Genomic DNA, 24,927 nt, shown 5'->3' on the forward strand with positions numbered 1-24,927 from the left:
GGGCTTTAAGCCGTCAAAACTTTTCTTTTTTCAACCGGGCATGAGCCTGTGTTCATACCCATCAAATCATGATTTCGTTCTTTGCATTCCTTGTCATCAGTTTTTTAACGGCATCACGGGGGTCCATATTTTCAAAGAGTACCTGATAAACTGCTTCAGTGATTGGCATCTCCACTCCATTTTTCCGCGCCCATTGATGAACAGATTCAGCGGTTTTAACCCCTTCTGCCACCATGTTCATTCCTGATATGATCTCATCCAGCTTTTTGCCTTTGCCGATGTGATAACCGACAAAGCGATTTCGGCTATGGCGGCTCGTGCATGTAACAATCAGGTCGCCCATGCCCGCCAGGCCCGAAAATGTATCCTGTGAGGCTCCAAGGGCGGTTCCCATTCGTTTCATCTCATGCAGCCCGCGTGTCATCAATGCAGCTTTTGCATTATCGCCCAGGTCGGCACCATCGATAATTCCGGCGGCGATTGCCATAATATTCTTCAGGGCCCCGCCAATTTCGACGCCTACAATGTCATAATTCAGATAGACTCTGAAGCAGGGCGACATAAACGTCTCCTGTATAATGCGTGCCGTACGTTTTGAGTATGCCGACGCAACTACCGTGGTTGGCTTGCACAATCCAACTTCTTCTGCATGACTGGGGCCGGTTAGCACGCCGATCTGATCCTCAAGAACCACACCCTCGAGCACATTGGCCAGAATCTGTGAAGGTGTCATGAAACTGTCTTTTTCAATGCCCTTTGATACCGTCACCACAAACTCTTCTCCGCTCAGAAACGGTTTTACCCTCGTGGCCACTTCACGCAGCGCATGTGTAGGTGTGGCAAACAACACCATTTCAGCTCCCTCAAGCGCATCTTCGATCGAACTTGTGGCATGAACTTCTTCCGGCAGATCAATATCGCTCAGATACTCCGGGTTAACCCGGTCGCGGTTGATTCCGCGGGTCACATCTTTTTCGCGAGCCCAAACTGTGACCATGAATCCTTTATTGCCCAATACAACCGATAAAGCTGTACCAAAGCTTCCGGCTCCGATTACACTGATCTTCTTCACGTGACAGGTTCGTTTTTATTCAGCCTTCCCTTGGATGGCTTGAATGAGTTAATACGATTTTCATTGCCCTGCAGTAGACGGCGGATATTGCCTTTATGCTTTATCACAATACCCAGGGCTATGGCCGTACTGAAAAGAATAATACTTCCGTCAATATCCCAGCCGGCCCCGTAACGAAGAATCACCTGTGACAACGGGTATGCAATGGCTGCCATAATGGATCCCAGGGATACATATCTTGTGGAAAACATCAGAATCAGAAATATGGCAAGAGAAATACTGATGGATATTGGCTCGATTCCGTATAGCATACCACAAGCTGTGGCGGCCCCTTTACCGCCGCTGAATCGCGCATAAACTGGAAACATGTGCCCTATTACAGCCCCCATCCCCGATATAATGAGCAGCATGGGTTCCACTTCCCAACCCGAGTAAAATGCGACCGGACCGCTGCCGATCTGATAGGCAAGTTTGTAGATAATGGTTGTACAGAGAAGCCCCTTGCCAAAATCGAATAGCAACACACCGGTTCCAGCTTTCCATCCCAGAATGCGAAATGTATTGGTTGCGCCGGCGTTGCCGCTCCCGTGCTCCCGGATATCCACGCCAAAAAAGATTTTACCGGTCCAAAGAGAGCTGGGAATGGCCCCGATGAAGTAGCAAATAATGAAAACAGTAAGTACAGACAGCATTGGACGTGATTCCGATTCTTGAGGTTCCCGAAGATACCACTTTAAACCATCACCATTTCAACCACATAGTACAGAATAAGCGAATGCTCTTTAAACATGTCGCTCGGCATGGTAAGACGACCGGACAAGCGGTCCGCTTTCAACGTGCTCCAGTCCAAGCGCTTCTCCGATTTCCTTGTATTCTGCAAAAAGGTCCGGGTGCACCCATTCAACCACCGGATGGTGCATTTTTGTTGGCTGCATATACTGGCCGATCGTTAGAACATCCACGCGATGGTCCACGCAATCCTGCATTAGCTGGATCACCTCTTCCCGAGTTTCGCCCAGGCCAACCATAATTCCTGTTTTGGTTCTGAGGCCCTGCTCCTTGCAGCGCAGCAGCAGTTCCAGTGACCGTTCGTATTTTGCCTGAGGGCGAACATTCCTGTAAAGTCGGGGTACCGTTTCAAGGTTGTGGCTGAGTACATCGGGCGGTGTATCAATCACAATCTGAAGGGCATCCCATACACCGCGGAAGTCGGGGATCAATGATTCAATGGTAACACCGTCGATTGTTTCCCTGAGTACACGATGGCATTCCGCAAAAATCGGAGCGCCGCCATCCTTTCGCTCATCCCGGTTCACGGAAGTAAGCACCACATGCTTCAGGTCCATCTTTGAAGCCGCGTCAGCAACGCGGCGGGGCTCATCCCAGTCCAGCCCCTGCACGGGTCGCCCGGTTTTAACCGCACAAAAAGAGCACGACCGGGTACAAACATCCCCTAAAATCATAAATGTGGCTGTTCCTGCACCCCAACACTCACCCATATTCGGGCATCGAGCCTCCGAACAAACCGTATTCAGGTTGTTTTTCCTGATGGTCTCAGAAACCTCTTTAAATTTCTGTCCTGACGGCAGCTTAACCCGAAGCCAGTCAGGCCGGCGCTCTGAGGGTCCTTTGCGATCAATAACTTCAAGCTCTTTAATCATAACAACATCTGTGGTTTGCCCTTGCTGGGCGATTTTATACGGTTCTAAGGTAAGAAAATTGTTTGAGGGGTTCAGGTTTTTGAAGCCCGTATTTTACATCTACTCCGAATACTTCCGAAAAGTGTTTCATGAGCAGCACCCTTACTTCTGCGGGGTCCACGGCATCTCCAAGTATTTTTTCGAGGCTCGTTACGGCCTTGTTGCTGATGCCGCATGGCACTATGTGATTGAAGTAATTCAGATCTGTATTCACATTTAGGGCAAAGCCGTGCATTGTGACCCACCTTGAGCAGCGAATGCCCATGGCGCAGATTTTTTCATCCTCAACCCATACCCCTGTCAGTCCATCGATTCTGCCGGCGGAAATTCCATATTCGGCACAGGTTCTGATGATGACCTCTTCAAGATACCGCAGATATTTATGGATATCGGTAAAATACCCGTCAAGATCCAGAATTGGATAGCCTACGATCTGACCGGGTCCGTGATACGTGATATCTCCTCCGCGATCGGTCTCAACATACTCGGCTTCTATATTGCTTAACTCAGAAACAGCTTTGAGAAGGTGTGCCGAATCGCCGCTTTTACCCAGTGTATAAACGTGTGGATGCTCCACAAAAAGTAGCATATCGTGGATCAACTTCTCATCCGAAATGGAGTCACCATCACGCAATCGCCTTTTTTGATCAATCAGGAGCTGTTGCAGCGACTTTTGAAGATCCCAGGCTGTTCTGTAGGAAACTTCGCCCAGGTTATTCACATTGAGAATCTTTTCCTTTTTCATGGGGCAAAGATAACCAAAAATCGCAACATAAGATTCAACAGCAAAAGCCGGTACGCACATATTTAAAGCGCCCGGCTTTGACTGTTTTATATTTCTGGTTGATGTGCTGTTTAGTCGCGCAGAACAAATATAACGGGAACGGTGTATTGTACTTTCACAGGGCGTCCACGCTGGTTGCCTGGCCTGAACTTCGCCTCTTTAACAACGCGCAGGGCTTCCTCGTCGCAACCTCCGCCGATTCCCCGGATCACTTGCGGATTCACCACTTCGCCTTTCTCATTAACAACAAACTGCACGATCACGCGGCCGCTAATATCGGCTCTTTTCGCAATTTCAGGATATCTGATTTTGCTTTGAATAGACTCAAGCCCGCCGATAAGTTCCGGCATCTGCTCAACAATAACAAAGATCTGTTCGTCATCATCAGCTTTCTCGTCCTCCGGTTTGGGGCTTGGGGGCGGAGGCAGATTGAGAGGAGCATTAAAATCGAGCTCAGCGTCAATCATAATATCCACCTCTTCAATTATCTCATGATCCGGTACGGCCACCGGTACGGGAGGTCGCGGCGGCGGTGGAACCTTAATTTCCTGCCGCGTTTGTACAATTTCCTCCATAATCACTTCTTCCTGCACATCCAGCACAATCTCTTCCTGAACGGTCGGCCGAAGATCGATCCTCATGATAATAATGAAAATAAGCAGCGTTACAATAAGTCCAATTTCGAGAAAAATCGTATAGTATGTGTTCAGATTTACATTCTCTGTTCTTCTTCCCAGAAATTCTTTTGTTTTTTTTCCTCCTTTCATAGTAAGCCTCTCGCGCTTGATTCATGCATAACAGCAACTTCAGTTAGCTGTCAGCAAACTATCTGTCGGTTGTATTTTAGCAGAGAGAGGTGTGAAGGTAAATCAGGGATTACCTGATAGGGGTACGGGGTAAACCTTCACCGGAGCATAGGGCTTAATGCAAAAAAGGCGGACCATGAGGTCCGCCTTTTTCAGTATTTGGTCAGTATCGTTTAACTGCGTATTAAAAACCTACTTCTTTTTTTTAGGCTTGGAGCCGAGATGGACTCCTTCACCATAGGCTTCTGCAACAGCTTCCATAACGGCTTCACTCATGGTAGGGTGAGGATGAACCGCGCTGATAATCTCATGCCCGGTTGTTTCAAGGTCGCGCGCTACAACGGCTTCAGCAATCAATTCCGTAACATGCGAACCGATCATGTGGCAGCCAAGCCATTCACCGTATTTGGCATCAAATACAACCTTGACAAACCCCTCTTCATGCCCCAGTCCGGCAGCCTTTCCGCTTGCGGAAAACGGGAACTTGCCAACCATGACATCGTATCCTTCGTCCTTCGCCTGTTTCTCGGTAAGACCTACAGAGGCGATCTGAGGCTCGCAGTAGGTACAACCCGGAATGTTATCATAATTTACAGGATGAGGATTCTCGCCAGCAAGCTGTTCCGCCAGAACAACCGCCTCATGAGATGCCTTGTGGGCAAGCCATGGGGCACCAATTACGTCTCCAATTGCGTAAATGCCGTCCGCATCTGTTTTGTAGGTCTTTTTATCTACCTTAATGGCTCCTTTCTCGTGCTTTACGCCGGCTTTATCGAGGCCAATATTTTCAACATTGCCCGTTACACCCACCGCTGAAAGAACCACATCGGCTTCAACCACCTCTTCGCCTTTTTTGGTTTTGATGGTCACTTTTACACCCTTTCCTTTCTTCTCAACCTTCTCTACAGAGCTATCCGTAAGGATATTCATACCTTTTTTCTTGTAGATCTTGGCCAGTTCTTTTCCAATATCCTGATCCTCAACCGGAACAAGATTTTTCTGGACTTCAACAAGGGTTACTTCTGTACCAATGGAGTTGTAGAAATAGGCAAACTCAACACCGATGGCGCCGGCTCCGATTATCACCATCTTTTTCGGCTGTTTTTCCAGCTGCATGGCTTTTTCTGAGTCAATGATCATTTTACCATCGATTTTCAGGTTTGGAAGTTCACGCGGCCTTGCACCGGTTGCAATAATAAAATGCTTGGCTTTCACGGTCTCCACTTCTTTACCCTCATCATCATTTACGGCAAGCTCTTTGGATGACTTAAATACTCCTGTACCGTTAAGCACTTCTATCTTGTTGGCTTTCATCAAGAATTGAACGCCTTTACTCATTTTGTCGGCAACACCGCGGCTTCGCTTGATCATTTTTCCAAAATCCGCAGAGAAATCCTTCACATCAACTCCGTAATCAGACGCATTGGAGATCGATTCAAATACTTCGGCTGATCTCAGAAGAGCCTTGGTGGGAATACATCCGATATTGAGGCAAACTCCACCCAGAAATCTCTTTTCTACTACCGCCGTTTTAAAACCAAGTTGTGAAGCTCGAATTGCGGCCACATATCCGCCCGGACCGGTTCCGATTACACAAACATCAAATTCTTTCGCCATGTTTTTTTAAGGTCTATAATTTCAAAAGTTACTGTAAGGCCAATAGGATTTAAAACAGCCTCACGAATTGAATACCTGTTTTCAAGCACACAAAATTACGGAATCTAATTCAGATAATTAAATAGATCGCACCAGCAATTTGGATTCATGCATCTGTGTAAATCAGATTTGTTTGCTGAAAGAAAATCTGCAAAATTACATGTATGGTCTTCCAAAGCTAATCCCACTATTATGCATTTCACATCTCTGCGTAACTCACTTACATCACTTCTTTTTCTTCTCTTTCTGGCCGGTTGTTCTGCAGACGATCAAATTCGTGTAGAATCACCTGGTGCAATCAATGCTGTAGAGTTCAGCCTCTCTGAAGGCGTACCGATGTACGCTGTTCAGCATGAGGGAACTGCTGTTATTGCACCATCCAGACTGGGATTTGAACTGCAAAATGTACCCGCTCTGCGCGACGGGTTTGAAATTTCTTCAACTGAAATCTCTTCGTTCGATGAAACCTGGACGCAGGTATGGGGTGAAAAGAAAGATATAAGGAACCACTATAATGAGCTGAAAGTGTTGCTTCGTGAAACAGCTGAGCCTAACCGTGAACTTGCCATTGTTTTCAGGGTGTATGATGACGGTGTTGGTTTTCGATATGAATTTCCGGAACAGCCCGGACTTGAGGAATTCAATATCATGAACGAGCTTACCGAATTCAACATGACCGGCAATCATGAAAGCTGGTGGATTGGAGCCTATCAGTCCAACAGATATGAGTACCTTCCCGAGCATACAAGGCTGGCCGAAGTGGATACGGTTATTACTCCGTTCACGATGAAAACGGACGACGGCCTCTATGTAAGCCTTCATGAGGCGGCCCTTGTGGATTATTCGTCTATGACTGTTGAACATCTGGGAGACAACCGGATGAAAGCAAACCTTATGCCCTGGCATGACGGCGTACTGGTGCACGCTTCCGCTCCTTTTGTTACACCCTGGAGAACGCTGCAAATTGGAGAGACGGCGGGCGATCTGGTTACCTCGTACCTTATCCTGAACCTGAACGAGCCAAACAAAATTGAGGATACTTCCTGGATAGAGCCCGCCAAATATGTGGGGATATGGTGGGAGATGCACCTGGACAAATCCACATGGGGATCCGGACCAAGACACGGTGCCACAACGGAAAATACAGAGAGATACATCGATTTTGCAGCAGAGCATGGCTTTTCACACGTGCTTGTTGAAGGCTGGAATCCGGGCTGGGACGGCGACTGGGCTGCAAGCGGGGTTGTCTTTGACTTCACGCGTCCCATGGCTGATTTCGACCTTTACTACCTCACAGAGTATGCCCTGGATAACGGGGTCCGGCTGATGGGCCACCATGAAACTTCTGCCTCCGTCGAGCATTATGAAAGCCAGATGGAGGAAGCTTTTCAGCTATATGAAGACCTTGGGGTTCGTGCAGTCAAAACCGGTTACGTGGGTCACGGTCGTGAAATTTTCTGGACCGATGAAAAGGGTAACCGGAACTACGAATGGCACCATGGCCAGCACATGGTGCGTCATCATCAAAAGGTCGTTGAACTGGCGGCGGAGCACCGAATCTCACTGAATGTACACGAAGGACTGAAGGATACGGGTCTGAGGCGGACATGGCCCAATTTAATGACGCGTGAAGTAGCTCGCGGACAGGAGTACAATGCATGGGGTAGCGGGGAAAACGTATGGGACGGCGCAGGAAATCCACCCGATTATGTTACGATTCTCCCATTCTCCCGAAACCTGGCCGGTCCGTTTGACTACACGCCGGGGATCGTGGACCTGTATTTTGAGGACTACAGGCCTGACAACCGAATCAATCACACCCTCGCGAAAGAGCTTGCCCTCTACGTGGTAATCTACAGCCCTCTGCAGATGGCTGCTGATTTGCCGGAAAACTATGAAGAACGGCCCGAAGCATTTCAATTTATCAAGGATGTTCCGGCCGACTGGTACGATACAAAAGTACTTAACGGCGAAATCGGTGAGTATATCACAACGGTCCGAAAAGACCGAAACAGTGAAGACTGGTACCTGGGAAGTATTACCAACGAAGAATCCAGGGAGTTTGTCTTTCCTCTCGATTTTTTAACGGAGGGTGAGACCTATGTTGCGCAGATCTATCGTGACAGCGAGGATGCCGACTGGGCGGTAAATCCATACGGATTTGAGGTTGAGGAGATGGAAGTCACCTCCGCCACCAGCCTGGAGGTAACACTGGCCCCCGGAGGCGGTCAGACCATTCGGTTCATGCATATGGAGTAACACGGAATTTACTCTCAGGAATCACGGGTGAAAGAACCAGCTTGCGTTTGCCGGCCTCGATTCCTCGGGCTGGTGAGTGATTCTCCGATCCGGGCATCATTCACCCAATCAAAACCCAATGCACATTGGGTGACACACACGAGCGAGGGTTTCAACCCTCAATCCAAACGCCGGAGCTGAAGCACCGGCTCGCATTTGCCGCCCTCGATTCCTCAGGCTGGTGAGTGATTCCCTGATCTGAGCCATGCACCCAAATCAAAGCCCAACGCACGTTGGGTGACACACACGAACGAGGGTTTCAACCCTCAATCCAAACGCCGGAGCTGAAGCACCGGCTCGGATGTACCGCCCTCGATTCCTTGGGCTGGTAAGTGATTCCCTGGTCTGAGCCATGCACCCAAATCAAAACCCAACGCATGTTGGGTGACACACACGAGCGAGGGTTTCAACCCTCGTGTCAAAGTGCAAATGCACCAATCTGGATCGCTGTCTGAATTAATAATACCCTGTCACACAAGTAAATTTTGTAAGGACTTCCTGAAAATTGATTCATACTAAAAATAGGAATGAATAAATTTTTGGAGTTTAAAGCCATGGGAAGCTTTGTCATCACTCACGTACACACTGTTTTTGGAACCAAATCAAGGGAAGCTCTGATTCAGCCCAGGTTTGAGAACCATTTATATAAATACATCTCCGGTATCGGGAAACGGAAGGGAATTCCTATTATAAAAACCGGCGGCATGAGTGACCATATTCACATACTTCTGTTACAGCCAGGGAAAATGCCCCTTTGTGATATTATGCAAGTAATCAAGGGCAATACATCCAAATGGATAAATGACAATTATTACCCAGACAGAAGGTTCAGATGGCAGGGTGGATACGGTGCATTTGCTGTTTCCATGTCACAAATTGAAGTGGTTAAGAGATATATTCACAACCAGAAAGAACACCACAAACACTATGATTTCGACTCCGAGTATCACAATTTGCTGGTAAAGCATAAGGCAAACATAGCCGTGAAACATAAATAGAGAAGAAGAACCGGCTCGTGTTTGCCGCCCTCGATCCAAACGCCGGAGCTTAAGCACCGTCTCGCATTTACCGCCATCGATACCTCGGGCTGGTGAGTGATTCCCTGATCCGGGCATCATGCACCCAATCAAAACCCAACGCACGTTGGGTGACACACACGAACGAGGGTTTCAACCCTCGATCCGCACGCCGGAGCTGAAGCACCGTCTCGCGTTTGCCGCCCTCGATATCTCGGGCTGGTGAGTTCTTCTCCGATCCGGGCATCATTCACCCAATCAAAACCCAATGCACATTGGGTGAAACACACGAACGAGGGTTTCAACCCTCGATCCGCACGCCGGAGCTGAAGCACCGTCTCGCGTTTGCCGCCCTCGATACCTCGGGCTGGTGAGTGATTCTCCGATCTGGGCATCATTCACCCAATCAAAACCCAACGCATGTTGGGTGACACACACGAACGAGGGTTTCAACCCTCGTCAATTTTTGTCACGAAAACCGGTCAGCCAGGCGGTTGATCAGGTATCCGCTTTCCGTAAGGGCCTGAGAAGCAAATTTGCCAAAAAAGTCAGTTACGGCTTCAAACTCACGGATAAAACCGCGCTTGTCGTCATTTTCCACCATCTCCATGAGCGTTTGGTGATGCCTGAAAAAAGTAAGGAGCAGGTCTCGACGCTCCTTGTTGGCAAAAACGATGTCAGCATAGAGTTCCGCATCCTGAGCAAAAATCCTGCCCGTCATCATCAGTTCGGCCCGGTAAATCGGACTCGAATAGTCAAGCATTTCATTCGGGTTCAGATCGTACTCTTTCATAAATGATCCGTGCAGAAGGGCAACAAAGTGCCGCAAACCCTGCACCAGGTGCATCACATGGTCATGCTTGGATGGGTTTGCCTCTATAATCCGCATACCCCAAAGTATGCACTGCTCCCTGAACCAGTCTGCCTTTTCAGAATCCCGCCCTGAACAAATCACCATCAGCTGCTTTGATAGGTTTGGAACATCGGGTCCATGCATCGGGTGCAGGCCAACCACAGGTCCGTCATGTGCGTCCAGCATAGCCTTCAGCGGTTCACTCTTGTTGCTGGTAAAATCGGCAAGAATGGTATCGGGTTTTAATTTAGGGGCAATTCGCCGGATCACATCAATCGAGACGTTAATGGGAACTGTTATGATGACCATATCCAGCTTAGGCGCCATCTCCTCAAGCTGATACCAGTTGCCCTTATCCAGGCTGTATGAAATGTGTCCGCTGCTTTCAGTAAAACGGCGGTAGAGAGAGCCCATCCCCCCTTCACCGCCCACATAGAGAATATGCTTCGGTTCTTCAGTAGCGCTGGGAAATTTTTCAGCCGACTGTGCGGCCCTTGAGGCTGCCATCACCATGCGTAAAAAATCCTCCGCCCAATCCGGATCAATCCCACGGTCTGCTGCTTTTCTTCTGAACGACTCTGTCTTCTCTTCTTCCCTTCCGGCTACAAATACAGGCAGCTGGTTCTCAACTTTTCTTTTAATCACGTCCTGCACGACATCTTTTCTTGTTTTTAAAAGATCCAAAATCTGTTCGTCTATATCATCAATCTGAGTACGCTGCTTTTTTAACTGATCTTTTTCGGACATTCTTAAAACAAATAAATTTTGGATCGCATCACAGAAGCGATCCGGGTTGAATGATCGTGTGTATTCGTAGAATCTGATTTTCTTACGGAGGCAATCTCCGGGCAGCAGCAAAGTTACTTCTAATCACGCAAAAATGTGTAATAAGTGAATTTTTTACCGTTCAGGCTGTTTGTATCACTGATTCAGCTCCTTATCTTTAAAGAATATGTCTCAATTCAAACTTCACTCACCCTGGGAACCCGCCGGTGACCAGCCTAACGCCATCAAGGAGCTGACCGAGGGCATCCGGCAAAACGATAAATTTCAGACCCTGCTGGGTATCACGGGCTCCGGTAAAACCCGAACTGTAGCTGGAGTCATTGAAAACGTTCAGAAACCAACCCTGGTGATGAGCCACAATAAGACACTTGCCGCACAGCTCTACCGTGAGCTTAGCGACTTTTTCCCTGAAAACCGTGTCGAGTTCTTTATCTCCTACTACGATTATTACCAGCCTGAAGCCTATATCTCCGCGCAGGATAAATACATCGAAAAAGATCTGTCCATCAATGAAGAGATTCAGAGGCTGCGTCTGCGTGCCACCAGCTCCCTGCTTTCCGGGCGCAGGGACGTCATTATTGTCTCATCCGTAAGCTGCATCTACGGTATCGGGTCGCCCTCTGAGTATGAAAAACTGATCATCACGCTTAAAACCGAACAGGAAATCGCCCGTAACACCCTTCTTTACGATCTTGTGGACCTTCACTACACGCGCAGTGACAACGACTTCCGACGTGGCACATTTCGTGTGAGAGGAGATGTGGTGGATATCTATCCCGCTTACTCTGAAGAGGGGCTGCGGGTAACCATGTGGGGCGATGAAATTGAAAAAATGCAGGTTTTTGATGTGGAGGGCGGCTCTATTATTGGTGAGGTGGATGAGTTTCGAATATATCCGGCATCGCACTATGTAACCACGCAAAGCCGCCTTGAAGAGTCAATACAGCAAATCCGGGATGAGATGCACTGGAGGGTGGAAGTACTGCAGAACGAGCAGAAATTTCTGGAGGCCAAAAGGCTGGAGCAGCGTACACTGTTTGATATCGAGATGATGCAGGAGATCGGCTACTGCTCCGGTATCGAAAACTACTCGCGATATCTGAGTGCACGCAAACCGGGAGAAAGGCCCTACTGCCTGATGGACTATTTTCCGGATGATTATCTTCTTGTTGTGGATGAGAGCCATCAGACGGTGCCACAAATCGGCGCCATGTACGGCGGCGACCGCTCCCGGAAGATTGAACTGGTTGAACACGGATTTCGTCTTCCATCTGCGCTTGACAACCGGCCGCTTACCTTTGAAGAGTGGGAGACAATGATCAATCAGGCCATATTTGTAAGCGCCACTCCGAGCGACTATGAACTGGAACAGTCGGGAGGTGTGTACGTTGAGCAAATTATCCGGCCAACCGGACTTATGGAACCGCAGATAGAGGTGCGTCCGCTTGATACACAGGTGGATGACCTTCTTGAGGAGATCAGGCTTCGGGCAAACAAGAATGAACGCGTACTCTGCATCACCCTGACCAAGCGTCTGAGTGAAGAACTGAGTGAGTACCTTAAAAATCTTGGAATACCTGCCGCTTACATGCACAGTGAGCTTGATGCCATGCAACGGATCGAGGTGCTCTATAAGTACAGACGCGGTGACTTTAAGGTGCTGGTTGGAATCAATCTTCTTCGTGAAGGAATTGATATTCCCGAACTGAGCCTTGTAGCAATCATGGATGCCGATAAGGAAGGCTTTTTAAGGTCTGAAACTTCCCTGTTCCAGATTGTTGGGCGCGCCGCCAGGAATATTGAGGGGAAAGCCATCTTGTATGCGGATAAGATCACGGCAAGTATGCAAAAGGTAATTGATGAAACCAATCGCAGACGCAGAGTACAGCAGGAGTATAACAGGGAACACGGTATTACACCGCAAACAATCAAAAAAGAGCTGAAACCACTGGTTGATCCGGCTCTTATTTCCACGCAGGACTTTACCCTCGACAACAAACCCGGAGAAGAAGAAAAAGATTATCTGGAAGTGGTTAAGGTTGCGGAAGATGGCATTCAGTACAAAGCAAATCCGGCCATGAAAGAAGTTACATTTGAAAGCAAGGAAAAATTTCTTGATTATCTTCGTGAATCGATGCTGCAATCTGCAAGAAACATGGAGTTTGAGGAAGCTGCACGAATCCGGGATCAAATTGCTACATTGGAAAAAGAACTCTGATACACATATTTATGAGCAACAAACTTGATTTCTTTAAAACCTTCGTAAAAGATAGAGATGTGGCATCGATCGTGCCTACATCCCTGCGCTGCGTGAAGAAGGTTTGCGCAAACATCGATTTTTCAAGGGATCTGATTATTGTAGAATACGGCCCCGGTAACGGCGTTTTTTCAAAATATATACTGGAGCGTATATCTCCGGATTCAAAGCTAATCATGATTGAAGCCAATAAGGACTTTGTAGCCCAGCTTAAAGAGCAGATAACGGATCCGCGGGCCGAAATCCATAATATTCTTGCCGGAGACGTGGAAGAAGCGCTTGATCCTGATGATGTCGGAAGCGTGGACTATGTACTCTCGGGAATTCCATTTTCCTTCCTCAAAAAAGATCGTAAGATTGCAGTTCTCAAAGCCACAAAAGCCATTCTGAAACCCGGTGGTAAATTTCTGGCATATCAGACCAGCGGTCATCTTAAAAAACCCGTGCAGGAGGTGTTCGGCAACCTGGAAACCGATTTTGAGCCGCTGAATATTCCTCCCTATCTGATCTATAAGGTTGTCAAGAATGGAGTGTGAAGCAGGAGCAGGCTTCAGGCTTCAGGCTTCAGGCTTCAGGCTTCAGGCTTCAGGCTTCAGGCTTCAGGCTTCAGGCTTCAGGCTTCAGGCTTCAAATGGCAACATGAAAATTCCTTCTCAGATCTTCTCATTTTTGCCATTTGCCTTTTAACCACTCAGTACCAATAAACAATGAAATCACCCTCGCCCAATCGCATTATCCCTCCCGGGGTACTCCTGAACGGCTATCGTCAGGGCATCTTCCCGATGAGTGAAACAAGGGATGATGATTCCGTTGGCTGGTATTCTGCGCGCAAAAGAGGAATTATTCCCATTGAATCGTTCCGTGTTTCATCCAATGTAGAGAGGATCATCCGCCAGGATCGTTTTGAATGCAGAATCGATACCCGCTTCAGGGATGTGATGATTGCCTGTGCGGACCGTGACACGACATGGATATCTGACCTTATCATTGACTCTTTCGAGGTGCTTCACCTGGCCGGCCACGCTCATTCAGTGGAAATGTTCAATCGAGACGGCGAGCTGGCCGGTGGCCTGTACGGCGTGTCGCTTGGCGCGGCTTTTTTCGGCGAATCCATGTTTAAAGAAGAGAATGAAGCCGACAAGGTCGCACTCTGGCACTGCCACCGCATCCTCCGGAATAACGGCTTCGAACTCTGGGATACGCAATTCTATACGGAGCACCTTGCTCAGTTCGGATGCATAGAGATCTCCTCTGAAGAGTATAATGCCCGGCTGGATAAGGCCCTTCAAAAAGCAGCGAAATTCGCTTTGCCTGAGTAATTCACCTTACTTCAACATACGTACTTGTTGAAGAGTGTTACTCTTTCCCCGGAGAGGGATTTTGGCGGCGTAATTATCGGCTAACTCTATTTTTTATGTGCAGCCGAAATATTTTTCCGGCTGCATTTACAAGGTTTGGAATACCTGCAATCTATCCTTCCAGGATATCGGCAATCCGTTCCTTCACATCATTCAGGTGAACGCGTGTGGCACGGTCGGATGAACCATCGGCCGCCCCTTCCACCAGATCCTGCAGTTCATTGAGTTCTGCCCTGAGCATCGCTTTAATATCACTGCCGACCGCAAGCTCATCCTCGCTTTCCATCGTCTGCCCGACCAAATGAATATAAACACGCTGAAGGTTTCTTCGATAAACATCAATTGAGTCGCCCGTGGAGAGTTCGCTCCAGATACCGTTTCGCAGGTCTTCGAGCATCTCCGCAGGTGCATACGCTTCATCTCCCCGAAATGCCTCATCCTCAATTAGACGTATCATTCGTGAGGTGCTCATCACATTTGCCAGTTGCCGGCCCTGTAGATTCTGGATTCGCTCAATTGCGCCTGCATGTTCGATATTACGAAGGATTTCCGCGTTAAGCAGCCAGTCGGGCGTGCTGAATGCGTTATCAATCATGAACTGCATCGCTTTTTGCTGATATTCCCTGGATACCGGGCGAAATACATCACCTTCCTGATCGGTTGTGATCCGCTCTACATACACACCGCCAATGTTGGTGATCACATGATTCACGTACCGATTCCACTGTCCTATCAGCTCGCCGTAAATCTCTTCCAGATCTTCATAGTTTCTACCCGGGCGGGATGTCCACTCGATCAGATTCGGGATGACACGCTGCAGATTCATCATTCCATATGTGGATGCCTGAACCGGATCATCTGACAGTGCTTCGGTTTGCGCCGAGGGATCGTACCCGGTTGACGTGCCGAACCGGTACATCGGGTCATTCGCTTTCTCCATAATCCACTCTCTTAGCGTCGGTATCTCCTCCTCTGGCGTTTCCGCACCCGGAATAATCCTATACCCCCAATTAACGGCATATTTATCGTATGGGCCTATTTTCCGGATAAATCGTTCCACCCCGTCACCCGGCTGGGCGATGTAGTTCTGCCGTGCATAATCCATCACGGAAGCTGAAACACCATATTCTGCCGTAAACGAAGGTGACCGTAGGGAATCGACCGGGTAGGAAGAGTTTGCTTTCATGTTGTGCGGCAGCCCTATCGCATGACCAATTTCATGTGCAATAACCTGGCGAATGGCTTCCATCAGATAGTCATTATCAATGGGAAGGCTTCTGGCATCCGGATTGGCAGCTCCTGTTTCGAGCATCAGCCGGTTCCGGTAGGATCGGATGTGATTGTGATACCAGATAATATCACTTGCTATGATCTCGCCGGTTCTTGGGTCGGTAGTGCTGGGCCCTGTGGCATTTCTTGTGGTGTTTGCAATCCAGCGCACCATGTTATAGCGGATATCTTCCGGCTCAAAGTTCGGATCTTCCTCCTCGGTAGGAGGAAGCTTGGCCTGAATGGCATTTTTAAATCCGGCCTCTTCAAATGCCACGTTCCAGTCTTCCACACCCTGAATTACCGCCTCGCGATACTCCTCGGGGGTTCCGGGATCCACATAATAGACGATCGGTTTCACCGGTTCCACCAGTTCACCCCTGAAATAGGCCTCCGGATCGGAAGGTTCCAGCCTCCAGCGCCGGATAAGCGACCGGGTATCGGCTTTCTGAGCGTCCGAATTAAAATCAAGCTGATTAACCGTAAACCAACCTACCCGGTAGTCGTGGTGACGAGGCTTCATCGGCTCTTTGGGAAGGAGCACCATCGATTGATTCATCAGCAGGGAAATGGTGTTGGTTCCGCTTGCAGAGGGTGGGTTCATCGCTTCATAGGTCATGACATGACGTGCCTCAACATTGAGCGGAAACGTACGGACCGTGTCAATATAACTTCGTCCGGTGTCGAGGCGGCGAACCTGGTAGCGTGATCGCAGCCAACCCTGCATGCCCGAAATCGCCGGTACATCGGTTTCAAACAGCGGATTGATTTCAATGACCGAAGCTCCCGTTTCCGGATTGGTTGCCTGAATGTCGAAGGTGGCAATCACAGGCTCAAAATTGTTGGCTCTCACCGAACGGGAAATCGGCAGGGAATCGGCCGCTACCGCATTATAGGAGCGCTGACGCAGGGTTACCTTATCCCGCACCTTCTCAAAAATTACAACCTGTTCGGCCGTTTTCGATCCGCTGCTGGTGAATCCAAAAAAGTTGGAGGGGACAGATGCCACGCGGCTTACCATCAGAAAGTCACGGCCAAAAAGCGAATCGGGAATTTCATAATAAATTTTATCGTCCTTGTAATGAATATCAACCACACCGTCTGCGCTGACCGCATCGCCGCCGGTAATGGTGCTGTAATCGTTCGAAGATTCCGCTGAACGCTGGGATGACGGGCGTTCGCTTACCGACTCGGCTGATTTACAAGAGATGGCAAAAAAAGCTGGCAGAAGGAGGATATACAGAAGTTTGGTACGTCGCATGGGATTAACTTATTTAATTTTTTTGGATACGGGAAGAAACGAAAAATCTCGATGAATGTGGGAAATCCAGCAGTATCTATAAATTTTTAACAAAATCAGAACCTGTGGTTTTCATGCAGCAGTCTCTTCCAATCCGGATTCCTGGAAAGCCACGATTTAACAAACGGACAGATCGGCACTACACTAAGTTCTCTCTCCGACACGACTTGAAACACCCCTGAAAGCAAATCCGAAGCAATTCCCTGCCCCTCCAGCTCTTTCGGCACCTCTGTGTGCGTAAGGTAGATCGTTCCCTGGTTGGTCAGAATGTAGTCAACAAAGGACGTTTTACCTTCCCTCTCCAGTTCAAACCTTTTCTTCTCTTTATTATCCTTAACCTGAATTTTTTCAGACATGTTAGCTCACTATTTTGTTTATTTGATATATTCGCTTAAAATAAAGCTTTCGGAATGCCTATGCCCGAACTCACTATTCAAATAGCACAATACCTGCTTCTGGCTGCGGGCGCGGCTTCACTGCTTGTCGGCCTTGTCAAGCTGTTCAAAAGAAATAAAGGCTGGTGGCTTTGGCTTATCACCGGCATCGCACTCACACTCACCTATGCCTATCTGTTTGACCCGGAATTTTTCGGACTCCTGGCCTGAAGTGAAGTTAATCAATTATTCAATTCAGGAATATCAAACTGATACAACGTTGATTCTTCCGCCTGAGAAACTGCGAATATGATGTGTTTCTCTTCCGAAACAGCAAGGTCGCTTACGGTTACATTCAAGTATGCCCTGTAAACCTGCTCCACTCATGGATTATCCCGATCGTCATTACTGACACTTATCTCAACATCCTCACCAAACTTTGAGCCTACAGGGGGGCGGTACGACTGAAAAGGTATTTTCAGCAAATTGGCCAAACGGTCATTTTCCTCAGGGTCCATGTGGGTATCGATCCCGTACGTAAGGTCGCGGGTATCCTCCACCTCTGCGAAGGTGCCGAAAAGACGATCCCATATGGCAAATATATTGCCGTAGTTTGTGTCGGTAAGCGGCTGTGCGTAGTGATGGTGCACCTTATGCATGTGCGGTGTTACAAAGACCCAGGAGAGCGCCCGATCCACATTTCTTGGCATGTTGATATTGGCGTGTGTGATGTGTGCAAAGAGAACGGAAATACTTTGATAAAGCATAACAATGCCGATCGGCACGCCGATAAGCAAGACCCCCATAATGGTAAAAAAGATGCGGAATACCGTCTCGCCGGGGTGATGGCGAAGGCCTGTTGTCACATCCACAGTGGTATCCGAATGGTGAACCAGGTGAAATTTCCACATCCATTTCACTTTATGCTCCACCCAGTGGACAAAATAGGCACCGATAAAATCGAGCAGCATGACGCCCAGGATAATTTTGGCCCAGAGAGGCAGTTCCACCAGCCAGAGAAGACCGAATTCATTCTGTGTAACCCATGTGGACGTGAAATAGAGCACACCCGCCAGGCCGAAACCGATAATGGCCGTAAAGAGGGTAAAAGTGAGGTTGATACCGGCGTGCCTGACCTTGTTGTAGGTAAACTGAAACAGCGGTATAACACCTTCCGCCACCCAGAAAATGAAAATCCCCCCAATCAGAATGGTTGCCCGCCAGACTGTGGGAATATCTTCAAAAAAATCAATTATAGATTCCATAAGGCCAATTATACTAAGCAGTCAACCTACATGTACCGTGTGGTAACCACTTAATTTTACGTCGGTTCGAGATAAAGAAATGAACAGGAATGCCCCCCCCTTACCGTTCGAGACCCAATAAGAAACGGGGGACACTCTTCATCAAACTTACGTTATTCTAAAAAACCAATTCCTTCGTACTCAACGTTCAAATCACTTTCTTTTAATGATGAGGACAATTACCGAAACCACAATAAAAATTGCAACAAGCGGCCAGACCCACAGCGGCAGGGTATACACCTCAACCTGACGCCCCTCAGGTGTACTGTACCGGTCGGGTATGACGGGAAGTCCTTCTTCATCCGCACCGAAGCTCAGGGTGTAACCCAATACAGCCTGCCATACTTTCAGCTGGGATCCGTCTTTTTCAATAATAGCATCGTCAAGCAAAATAGGCTCGCCGGTTTCGTCCTTTAGTTCGATTGCAAGGTTTGGCACAAAATCACCGACCATTGGCAGAAAACCCGCTATGTAGTAATCCGTTACCACGTGCAACAGGCGGTTGCTTCCCTTTTCAAGCCTGTTAAGGCTATCCGTCCCGGTCTCAAGTTCCGCACTCAGAACGGCACGCGATGTCGGGATCGGTGTATCGGTAAATGGTATGTGAAAAAGCACCGCCCGGGAAGGGTCATAGAGCATCTGCATACCGGAAAACTGCAGATAATAGTTGTTGCCCAGCAGCTCCGACAGAAGCACCGACACCTCCAGTGCGCGCCTCACTTCGTCCTCGGTGATATGGAAAGACACCAGCGGGTATCCCGGGTTACCATCGCTTCCTGAACCCAATCCCACAGCCATCATCATATCATAAAACGTCACAAGATTCCGGCTCCACTCCTGCGTACCCGGCCTGATATTGCTCCGGATTGCCCCGTTTGCCTGAACCGCAATGTCAATGGGTTTCCCCAGCGCTTCTTCCGCCGCATATTTCATGGCATCGGTAATAAAATTACCGATGGGCGCTTCGCTTTGAGGTTCACTTCTCTGAATGACAAACGGCAGCTTTGCAATGGGCTGGGTTATCTGCTCAATGCGGCCTTCGGTAAGGTCCGAAACCCACTCATTCAGAAGCACCCTGTACCTCTCCACTTCCGCCTTCACATGCTCATCTTCAGGAACTGAGTCATTCAGTTCGGTCAGAAACGGAGTGCCGTTCGCCTCATTGAGAACGGTTACCTCACCGCTCTCCGGGTCAATAGCAAGCTCCAGAACCCCCAGATGGCTCAGATAGCTGCCGGCCTGAACAATGACTGCATTGCCGGCATAAACAGGCTCCTGCAACACGGTATGGGAGTGTCCGCTGACAATCACATCCAGCTCTGGAATCGTCTCCGCAAGTACACGGTCTTCACTCAGACCGGCATGATTGACGGCAATAATAAAATCAACTTCCTCTTCCAGCAGTACCTTTACCGCTCTGCGTGCTGATTCGACCGGGTCGTCAAACTCCACCGGTTCAGGGTGAGCCGTTTTGTTTATGGCATCATTTCCGATGATTCCAAACACACCTGCTTTCAACCCATTTTCAAGTTCCAGAACTACATGGTTCCGTATGCTGGTTTCAGCAAGCGGATGACCGGACGGCGGACGTATATTGCTTCCGAGTATGGCGGGCCGCAGATCTTCCCGCTCTCCATATCCTGCATCCCTGTAGTAGGCTGCCAGCACCTCAGTCCCGTAATCAAACTCGTGGTTGCCGATTACTGCGGCATCGTATCCAATCATCCTCATCAGTGAAAGCTCAGGAGTTACATCCTCCATCAGGGGAAGCCAGCCAAAAGCAGGGCCACCCAGGATGTCGCCGCCTGAAAACATCAGTACAGGTTCGCCCGATTCCTTCTTCTCAGCCTTTATCCGGTTAGCAGCAGATGCCAGCCTCGCAAATCCCCCGATAGAGGGATCCTTCAGTTCCGGATGGTCATCAGCAGCGGGAATGGGAATAAGGTGCGAATGCTCATCATTGGTATGCAAAATGGTCACACGCAGCTCCTGAGCATCCGCATGCGTAAGAGTAAGTAAAAAAAACAGTATCGGGAGAGTCCGTAAAATGCTTTTCAATTCTTTTCAGCTTTTAGCAATTAACGGTTTTGATTAAGTTACCGTACTAGTCAATTATTCATGCGGGACTAAAATAACCTACAAAACATCATGCAAAAACAGACACTATTTTTGAGCAGCCTTCTGGCATTTTGCTTCATCGCATCCGCGGCATTTGCACAGCTTCAATCACCTGAGGAATTTCTCGGATATGAACTCGGCGACCGCTGGACACCCCACCATCGCGTACTCAGTTATGTATCCCACGTAGCGGAACATTCAGACCTGGCTACAATTCAGCAGTATGGAACCACGAATGAACACCGTGAACTTGTTTATCTGATTATTACTTCCCGTGATAACCACGAGAATCTGGAAGAGATCCGCATGAATAACCTCAGGCTCGCAGGTCTTGAGGACGGTGAACCCACTGAAAACAAAAAAGCGATCGTATGGCTCAGCTATAACGTGCACGGCAATGAAACGTCGAGCAGTGAAGCGGCTATGATGACGCTCTTTGAGCTTGTGAATCCCTCAAACAGTGAATCGAAGCAGTGGCTCGAATCCACCGTTGTCGTCATGGATCCAATGATCAATCCGGATGGTCGCGACCGATACGTGAACTGGTACAAGAGCGTGGTTGGAACCACCGTAAACCCTGATCCCGCAGCCCGCGAACACCGCGAACCGTGGCCCGGCGGCCGATCCAATCACTACTATTTTGACATGAACCGCGACTGGGCATGGCAAACACAAAAAGAAACAAGACACCGTATTAAAGTGTACCACCAGTGGATGCCGCATGTGCACGTCGACTTCCATGAAATGGGCTACAATTCTCCCTACTATTTTGCACCCGCAGCCAAACCCTATCACAGTGTGATTACCGAATGGCAGACAGAGTTTCAGACGATGATCGGCCTCAACCATACCCGCTATTTTGACGAAGAGGGATGGCTCTATTATACCCGGGAAGTTTTTGACCTGTTCTATCCCAGTTATGGCGATACCTGGCCAACCTACAACGGTGCCATTGGCATGACTTATGAAAAAGCGGGTGGCGGAAGCGCCGGCCTGGCCGTTTTAACGGAAACGGGCGACACACTGACGCTGAAAGACCGGCTCACCCATCACCACGTAAGCGGGATGTCGACTGTTGAGGCAACCGCCAATAATGCCGATCGCGTGGTCAGTGAGTTTGAACAATACTTTGACGATGCAGTCAATAATCCTGCCGGTGCATGGAGATCCTTCGTGGTAAAAAGAGACAGTGATCCGGACAAGCTGTACCATCTCCTTAAATTTCTGGATTCGCAAAATATCCGCTACGGAACGGCAGGATCATCAGATAATACACGCGGATACGACTACAGTACAGGTCAGACAGGCAGTGTCAGTATAAGCGAAGACGATATTGTGGTGAGTGTACGCCAGGCGCAGGGTCAGCTTGCAAGGGTGTATTTTGAACCCAACCCTGAACTGTCTGACTCTCTTACCTACGACATTACCGCCTGGGAAGCCCACTACAGGTTCGGTGTTGAGGGATTTGCCCTGGAATCGGATATGACACCCGAAATGGGAATCACGCCTGAAGATGTACGAACTCCAGTTAACAGCGGCCCTGAACGCCCCTACGCATGGCTTGTTCGCTGGGATAGCATGGACGATGCCCGTTTCCTGGCAGAAATCACCGAAAAGGGCGTGAAGTCACGATTTGCCACCAGGGATTTCGAAATTAACGGCGAACAGTACGACCGAGGAACGCTCATTATTCCGAGGGGGAACAACACCCATCTTGGTGATCGTTTCGACGACATAATTCGTGAATCGGCGGCAAACCATGAACGGTCGTTGACCGGTTCTGCAACCGGGTTTGTTGAGTCAGGCTCTGATTTTGGCTCCAATACCGTCAGCTTCATTCAAAAACCATCTGTTGCAGTGATATCCGGTGAAGGGACTTCCTCACTGAATGTTGGCGAGATCTGGCACTATTTTGATCAGCAGCTGGGCTATCCCGTTACCCTTATCAATACAGACGATTTTGCGCGTACAGACCTGAGCTCATTCAATAAGCTGATCGTACCGTCCGGTTTTTACGGTGGCGTTCTGAGCGACAGCGCAATGGAACAAGTATCTACCTGGGTGCGCGGGGGCGGCACATTGATTACGGTTGGCAGGGCCAATTCCTATTTTACCGGGCGCAACGGATTTCAGCTTGAAAGAAAGGCTCAGGATGCCGAAGAACCGAAAGTTGATGAGATGCTGGAGCCCTACGGAGACCGTGCACGGCGGAGTGCTGCCAACAGCACACCCGGCTCTATCTTTAATGTAAAACTTGATACAACCCATCCCCTCGCTTTTGGATATGATGAAGACTACTTCACGCTTAAATTAAGCTCAGATTCATACAATTATCTCTCTTCCGGCTGGAACGTAGGCACCATTCGCGACGATGCCTGGCGGAGCGGCTTTGCCGGAGCGGGGGCCCGGCCTATGATTGAAAATTCGCTCTCCTTCGGAGTACAAAATTACGGATCAGGCAGAGTTGTTTACATGATAGACAATCCGCTTTTCCGTGGCTTTTGGGAAAACGGCAAACTGCTTTTTGCCAATTCGATCTTTTTGGTAGGAAACTAACTTTGAATGTAAGTCCTGAGTAAAGCGACATCATAAAAATACTCAGGACTTAAAAACTCACTACTGTTTTTCCACTTTCATCTTAAACAATGCCGCCGCAATTTCGATAGCGGTGAATCCATGTTCTGCTATCGGTTCAATTTGCTCGATATAGGGACGCAATCCGCCTTTTTGAAGCGTACCGATCAGATCATCAAGTTCACGGTCCATTTTGGATAGCTCCACCTCTTTCAGAGTCGGCATCGGAATGGGCTCCAGCCTTGTTCGGATAATTTTTTCAATAAACCGAATTCTCTTCCGCTTTTTACCCGACGAAAATGTGATGGCCATTCCGCTCTTGCCTGCACGCCCGGTCCGTCCGATGCGGTGCACATAATATTCCGGATCCTGAGGAATGTCGTAGTTAAACACTATGTCCACATTATCGACGTCCAGGCCTCTGGCTGCAACATCCGTTGCCACCAGCATCTCAATATTTCCCCGCCGGAAGTTGTTCATTACCTTATCCCGGATATGCTGCGACATATCGCCATGCAGCGCATCTGCTGTAAAACCCCGGGATTTAAGCTCTTCCACCAGGGTATCGCAAAGCCGCCGCGTGTTGCAAAAAATCAGGGAAAGCCGCGGCTGAACCATATAAATAACACGCTCTACAGCTTCAGTACGAACAGAATCCCGAACCTCCATCACATACTGTTCAATTCCTGCAGCCGTTTCGGCCTTTCCTTCAACTTTCACCATTTCGGGCTTATCCATCCACCGGTTCATGATGTTGCGGATCTGTTTGGGGACCGTAGCTGAAAACATCACCGTTTGGGATTTTCCGTGACTGTAACCGAGAATCTCTTCCAGATCTTCGCGGAACCCCATATTCAGCATCTCATCCGCTTCGTCCAGAATCACCATTTTCAGGTTATCCAGCTTCAGCGTTCCGCGTTTCAGGTGGTCAATTACGCGGCCCGGTGTTCCGGTAACAATCTGTGCACCTCGTTTGAGAGCTTTGAGCTGCCGGCTGATCGGCTGCCCGCCGTACACAGGCACTGTAAAGATTCCGTTCATGTATTTTGAGAGTTTGATCAGCTCGCCGGTTACCTGAACGGCCAGTTCACGGGTCGGACAGAGAATCAAGATGGATGGCAGTCCGGATGAAGTGTCGGCGGCCTGAAGGGCAGGAATACCAAATGCGGCGGTTTTTCCTGTTCCCGTTTGAGCCTGGCCCACCATATCCCTGCCGGAAGAAATCACCGGAATGGATCGCTCCTGGATCGGTGTAGGAGCTTCAAAACCCATTTCGTCTATAGCTTGTATGATTTCCGGGCGTATATTAAGCCCGCTAAATGTACTGTTTTTCATGTGTTGGAATAGAATTATTGCAGCAAAGAATTTGCGTGAACGCGCACCCATTCATATCCGGCAGCCT

At 48.8% G+C, this 24,927-nt stretch carries 20 protein-coding genes; 8 read left to right on the forward strand and 12 right to left on the reverse strand.

Annotation, left to right across the window (positions count from 1 at the left end; translation table 11 throughout):
• Window positions 1-61 precede the first annotated feature (61 nt).
• The 6 genes from DDZ15_RS11485 to lpdA all read right to left on the reverse strand — a co-directional run bounded on the left by DDZ15_RS11485 (window position 62) and on the right by lpdA (window position 5,979).
• The gene (locus tag DDZ15_RS11485; protein WP_109647250.1) at window positions 62-1,072 is read right to left on the reverse strand and encodes an NAD(P)H-dependent glycerol-3-phosphate dehydrogenase; all 1,011 of its coding nucleotides are present in this window, start codon (window positions 1,070-1,072) and stop codon (window positions 62-64) included.
• Window positions 1,069-1,764, reverse strand: coding sequence for a glycerol-3-phosphate 1-O-acyltransferase PlsY (plsY, locus tag DDZ15_RS11490; protein ID WP_109647251.1), 696 nt, complete (start codon window positions 1,762-1,764; stop codon window positions 1,069-1,071). The genes DDZ15_RS11485 and plsY overlap by 4 nt, the downstream gene beginning before the upstream one ends.
• Before the next feature lie 90 nt (window positions 1,765-1,854).
• Window positions 1,855-2,733: a lipoyl synthase gene (gene lipA, locus DDZ15_RS11495; RefSeq protein WP_109647252.1), complete on the reverse strand. Its 879-nt coding sequence runs from the start codon at window positions 2,731-2,733 to the stop codon at window positions 1,855-1,857.
• Between the two features lie 34 nt (window positions 2,734-2,767).
• Window positions 2,768-3,517 carry a lipoyl(octanoyl) transferase LipB gene (lipB, locus tag DDZ15_RS11500; RefSeq protein WP_109647497.1) on the reverse strand — a complete coding sequence of 250 codons (750 nt, stop codon included), beginning with the start codon at window positions 3,515-3,517 and terminating at the stop codon, window positions 2,768-2,770.
• A 110-nt stretch (window positions 3,518-3,627) separates the two neighbouring features.
• Window positions 3,628-4,323: an energy transducer TonB gene (locus DDZ15_RS11505; RefSeq protein WP_199222956.1), complete on the reverse strand. Its 696-nt coding sequence runs from the start codon at window positions 4,321-4,323 to the stop codon at window positions 3,628-3,630.
• Between the two features lie 231 nt (window positions 4,324-4,554).
• The gene (lpdA, locus tag DDZ15_RS11510; RefSeq protein WP_109647253.1) at window positions 4,555-5,979 is read right to left on the reverse strand and encodes a dihydrolipoyl dehydrogenase; all 1,425 of its coding nucleotides are present in this window, start codon (window positions 5,977-5,979) and stop codon (window positions 4,555-4,557) included.
• Window positions 5,980-6,210: 231 nt separating this feature from the next.
• Here lpdA and DDZ15_RS11515 point away from each other — a divergent pair, with 231 nt between their 5' ends.
• Complete coding sequence (locus DDZ15_RS11515) at window positions 6,211-8,277, forward strand: glycoside hydrolase family 97 protein (RefSeq protein WP_109647254.1); 2,067 nt, start codon at window positions 6,211-6,213, stop codon at window positions 8,275-8,277.
• 566 nt (window positions 8,278-8,843) lie between these two features.
• Window positions 8,844-9,314 (forward strand): IS200/IS605 family transposase, encoded by a 471-nt coding sequence (tnpA, locus tag DDZ15_RS11520; protein ID WP_109647255.1) that lies wholly within the window; start codon window positions 8,844-8,846, stop codon window positions 9,312-9,314.
• Window positions 9,315-9,801: 487 nt separating this feature from the next.
• On the opposite strand, the gene tyrA is transcribed toward tnpA, so the two are convergent.
• The gene (gene tyrA, locus DDZ15_RS11525; protein WP_109647256.1) at window positions 9,802-10,932 is read right to left on the reverse strand and encodes a bifunctional chorismate mutase/prephenate dehydrogenase; all 1,131 of its coding nucleotides are present in this window, start codon (window positions 10,930-10,932) and stop codon (window positions 9,802-9,804) included.
• Window positions 10,933-11,137: 205 nt separating this feature from the next.
• Here tyrA and uvrB point away from each other — a divergent pair, with 205 nt between their 5' ends.
• Genes uvrB through aat form a run of 4 tightly spaced genes read left to right on the forward strand, consistent with a single transcriptional unit; the run spans window position 11,138 to window position 14,547 of the window.
• Window positions 11,138-13,189 (forward strand): excinuclease ABC subunit UvrB, encoded by a 2,052-nt coding sequence (gene uvrB, locus DDZ15_RS11530; RefSeq protein ID WP_109647257.1) that lies wholly within the window; start codon window positions 11,138-11,140, stop codon window positions 13,187-13,189.
• 11 nt (window positions 13,190-13,200) lie between these two features.
• On the forward strand, window positions 13,201-13,764 hold the full coding sequence (locus tag DDZ15_RS11535; protein WP_109647258.1) for a class I SAM-dependent methyltransferase: 564 nt from the start codon (window positions 13,201-13,203) through the stop codon (window positions 13,762-13,764).
• Window positions 13,754-13,915 (forward strand): hypothetical protein, encoded by a 162-nt coding sequence (locus DDZ15_RS16745; RefSeq protein WP_158278693.1) that lies wholly within the window; start codon window positions 13,754-13,756, stop codon window positions 13,913-13,915. Before DDZ15_RS11535 ends, DDZ15_RS16745 begins: the two co-directional genes overlap by 11 nt.
• A 20-nt stretch (window positions 13,916-13,935) precedes the next feature.
• Complete coding sequence (aat, locus tag DDZ15_RS11540; RefSeq protein ID WP_109647259.1) at window positions 13,936-14,547, forward strand: leucyl/phenylalanyl-tRNA--protein transferase; 612 nt, start codon at window positions 13,936-13,938, stop codon at window positions 14,545-14,547.
• 151 nt (window positions 14,548-14,698) lie between these two features.
• Here aat and DDZ15_RS11545 read toward each other — a convergent pair whose 3' ends face one another.
• Both DDZ15_RS11545 and DDZ15_RS11550 read right to left on the reverse strand, forming a co-directional pair.
• On the reverse strand, window positions 14,699-17,116 hold the full coding sequence (locus tag DDZ15_RS11545; RefSeq protein WP_109647260.1) for a zinc-dependent metalloprotease: 2,418 nt from the start codon (window positions 17,114-17,116) through the stop codon (window positions 14,699-14,701).
• 95 nt (window positions 17,117-17,211) lie between these two features.
• Complete coding sequence (locus DDZ15_RS11550) at window positions 17,212-17,511, reverse strand: GNAT family N-acetyltransferase (RefSeq protein WP_109647261.1); 300 nt, start codon at window positions 17,509-17,511, stop codon at window positions 17,212-17,214.
• 54 nt (window positions 17,512-17,565) lie between these two features.
• On the opposite strand from DDZ15_RS11550, the gene DDZ15_RS11555 reads away from it, so the two are divergent.
• Window positions 17,566-17,760, forward strand: a complete 195-nt coding sequence (locus DDZ15_RS11555; RefSeq protein WP_146198578.1) for a hypothetical protein — start codon at window positions 17,566-17,568, stop codon at window positions 17,758-17,760.
• 152 nt (window positions 17,761-17,912) lie between these two features.
• On the opposite strand, the gene DDZ15_RS11560 is transcribed toward DDZ15_RS11555, so the two are convergent.
• A complete protein-coding gene (locus tag DDZ15_RS11560; protein WP_109647263.1) occupies window positions 17,913-18,794 on the reverse strand; it encodes a sterol desaturase family protein in 882 nt (293 codons plus the stop codon).
• Between the two features lie 192 nt (window positions 18,795-18,986).
• Complete coding sequence (locus DDZ15_RS11565; protein ID WP_109647264.1) at window positions 18,987-20,891, reverse strand: bifunctional metallophosphatase/5'-nucleotidase; 1,905 nt, start codon at window positions 20,889-20,891, stop codon at window positions 18,987-18,989.
• Window positions 20,892-20,981: 90 nt separating this feature from the next.
• Here DDZ15_RS11565 and DDZ15_RS11570 point away from each other — a divergent pair, with 90 nt between their 5' ends.
• Window positions 20,982-23,507 carry a M14 family metallopeptidase gene (locus tag DDZ15_RS11570; protein ID WP_109647265.1) on the forward strand — a complete coding sequence of 842 codons (2,526 nt, stop codon included), beginning with the start codon at window positions 20,982-20,984 and terminating at the stop codon, window positions 23,505-23,507.
• 60 nt (window positions 23,508-23,567) lie between these two features.
• Here DDZ15_RS11570 and DDZ15_RS11575 read toward each other — a convergent pair whose 3' ends face one another.
• Window positions 23,568-24,860: a DEAD/DEAH box helicase gene (locus DDZ15_RS11575; RefSeq protein WP_158278694.1), complete on the reverse strand. Its 1,293-nt coding sequence runs from the start codon at window positions 24,858-24,860 to the stop codon at window positions 23,568-23,570.
• Between the last annotated feature and the right edge of the window lie 67 nt (window positions 24,861-24,927).

It is taken from the genome of Rhodohalobacter mucosus, from assembly GCF_003150675.1.
Lineage (GTDB): Bacteria > Bacteroidota > Rhodothermia > Balneolales > Balneolaceae > Rhodohalobacter > Rhodohalobacter mucosus.

What these genes read in the sequence shown, in the direction of transcription:
- plsY (WP_109647251.1), bottom strand. Translation starts at nt 1,764, where the DNA reads ATGCTGTCTGTACTTACTGTTTTCATTATTTGCTACTTCATCGGGGCC.
- DDZ15_RS16745 (WP_158278693.1), top strand. Translation starts at nt 13,754, where the DNA reads ATGGAGTGTGAAGCAGGAGCAGGCTTCAGGCTTCAGGCTTCAGGCTTC.
- tyrA (WP_109647256.1), bottom strand. Translation starts at nt 10,932, where the DNA reads ATGTCCGAAAAAGATCAGTTAAAAAAGCAGCGTACTCAGATTGATGAT.
- DDZ15_RS11560 (WP_109647263.1), bottom strand. Translation starts at nt 18,794, where the DNA reads ATGGAATCTATAATTGATTTTTTTGAAGATATTCCCACAGTCTGGCGG.
- DDZ15_RS11555 (WP_146198578.1), top strand. Translation starts at nt 17,566, where the DNA reads ATGCCTATGCCCGAACTCACTATTCAAATAGCACAATACCTGCTTCTG.
- tnpA (WP_109647255.1), top strand. Translation starts at nt 8,844, where the DNA reads ATGAATAAATTTTTGGAGTTTAAAGCCATGGGAAGCTTTGTCATCACT.
- DDZ15_RS11505 (WP_199222956.1), bottom strand. Translation starts at nt 4,323, where the DNA reads ATGAAAGGAGGAAAAAAAACAAAAGAATTTCTGGGAAGAAGAACAGAG.
- uvrB (WP_109647257.1), top strand. Translation starts at nt 11,138, where the DNA reads ATGTCTCAATTCAAACTTCACTCACCCTGGGAACCCGCCGGTGACCAG.
- DDZ15_RS11570 (WP_109647265.1), top strand. Translation starts at nt 20,982, where the DNA reads ATGCAAAAACAGACACTATTTTTGAGCAGCCTTCTGGCATTTTGCTTC.
- DDZ15_RS11535 (WP_109647258.1), top strand. Translation starts at nt 13,201, where the DNA reads ATGAGCAACAAACTTGATTTCTTTAAAACCTTCGTAAAAGATAGAGAT.
- lpdA (WP_109647253.1), bottom strand. Translation starts at nt 5,979, where the DNA reads ATGGCGAAAGAATTTGATGTTTGTGTAATCGGAACCGGTCCGGGCGGA.
- DDZ15_RS11515 (WP_109647254.1), top strand. Translation starts at nt 6,211, where the DNA reads ATGCATTTCACATCTCTGCGTAACTCACTTACATCACTTCTTTTTCTT.
- DDZ15_RS11575 (WP_158278694.1), bottom strand. Translation starts at nt 24,860, where the DNA reads ATGAAAAACAGTACATTTAGCGGGCTTAATATACGCCCGGAAATCATA.
- lipB (WP_109647497.1), bottom strand. Translation starts at nt 3,517, where the DNA reads ATGAAAAAGGAAAAGATTCTCAATGTGAATAACCTGGGCGAAGTTTCC.
- DDZ15_RS11545 (WP_109647260.1), bottom strand. Translation starts at nt 17,116, where the DNA reads ATGCGACGTACCAAACTTCTGTATATCCTCCTTCTGCCAGCTTTTTTT.
- DDZ15_RS11550 (WP_109647261.1), bottom strand. Translation starts at nt 17,511, where the DNA reads ATGTCTGAAAAAATTCAGGTTAAGGATAATAAAGAGAAGAAAAGGTTT.
- aat (WP_109647259.1), top strand. Translation starts at nt 13,936, where the DNA reads ATGAAATCACCCTCGCCCAATCGCATTATCCCTCCCGGGGTACTCCTG.
- lipA (WP_109647252.1), bottom strand. Translation starts at nt 2,733, where the DNA reads ATGATTAAAGAGCTTGAAGTTATTGATCGCAAAGGACCCTCAGAGCGC.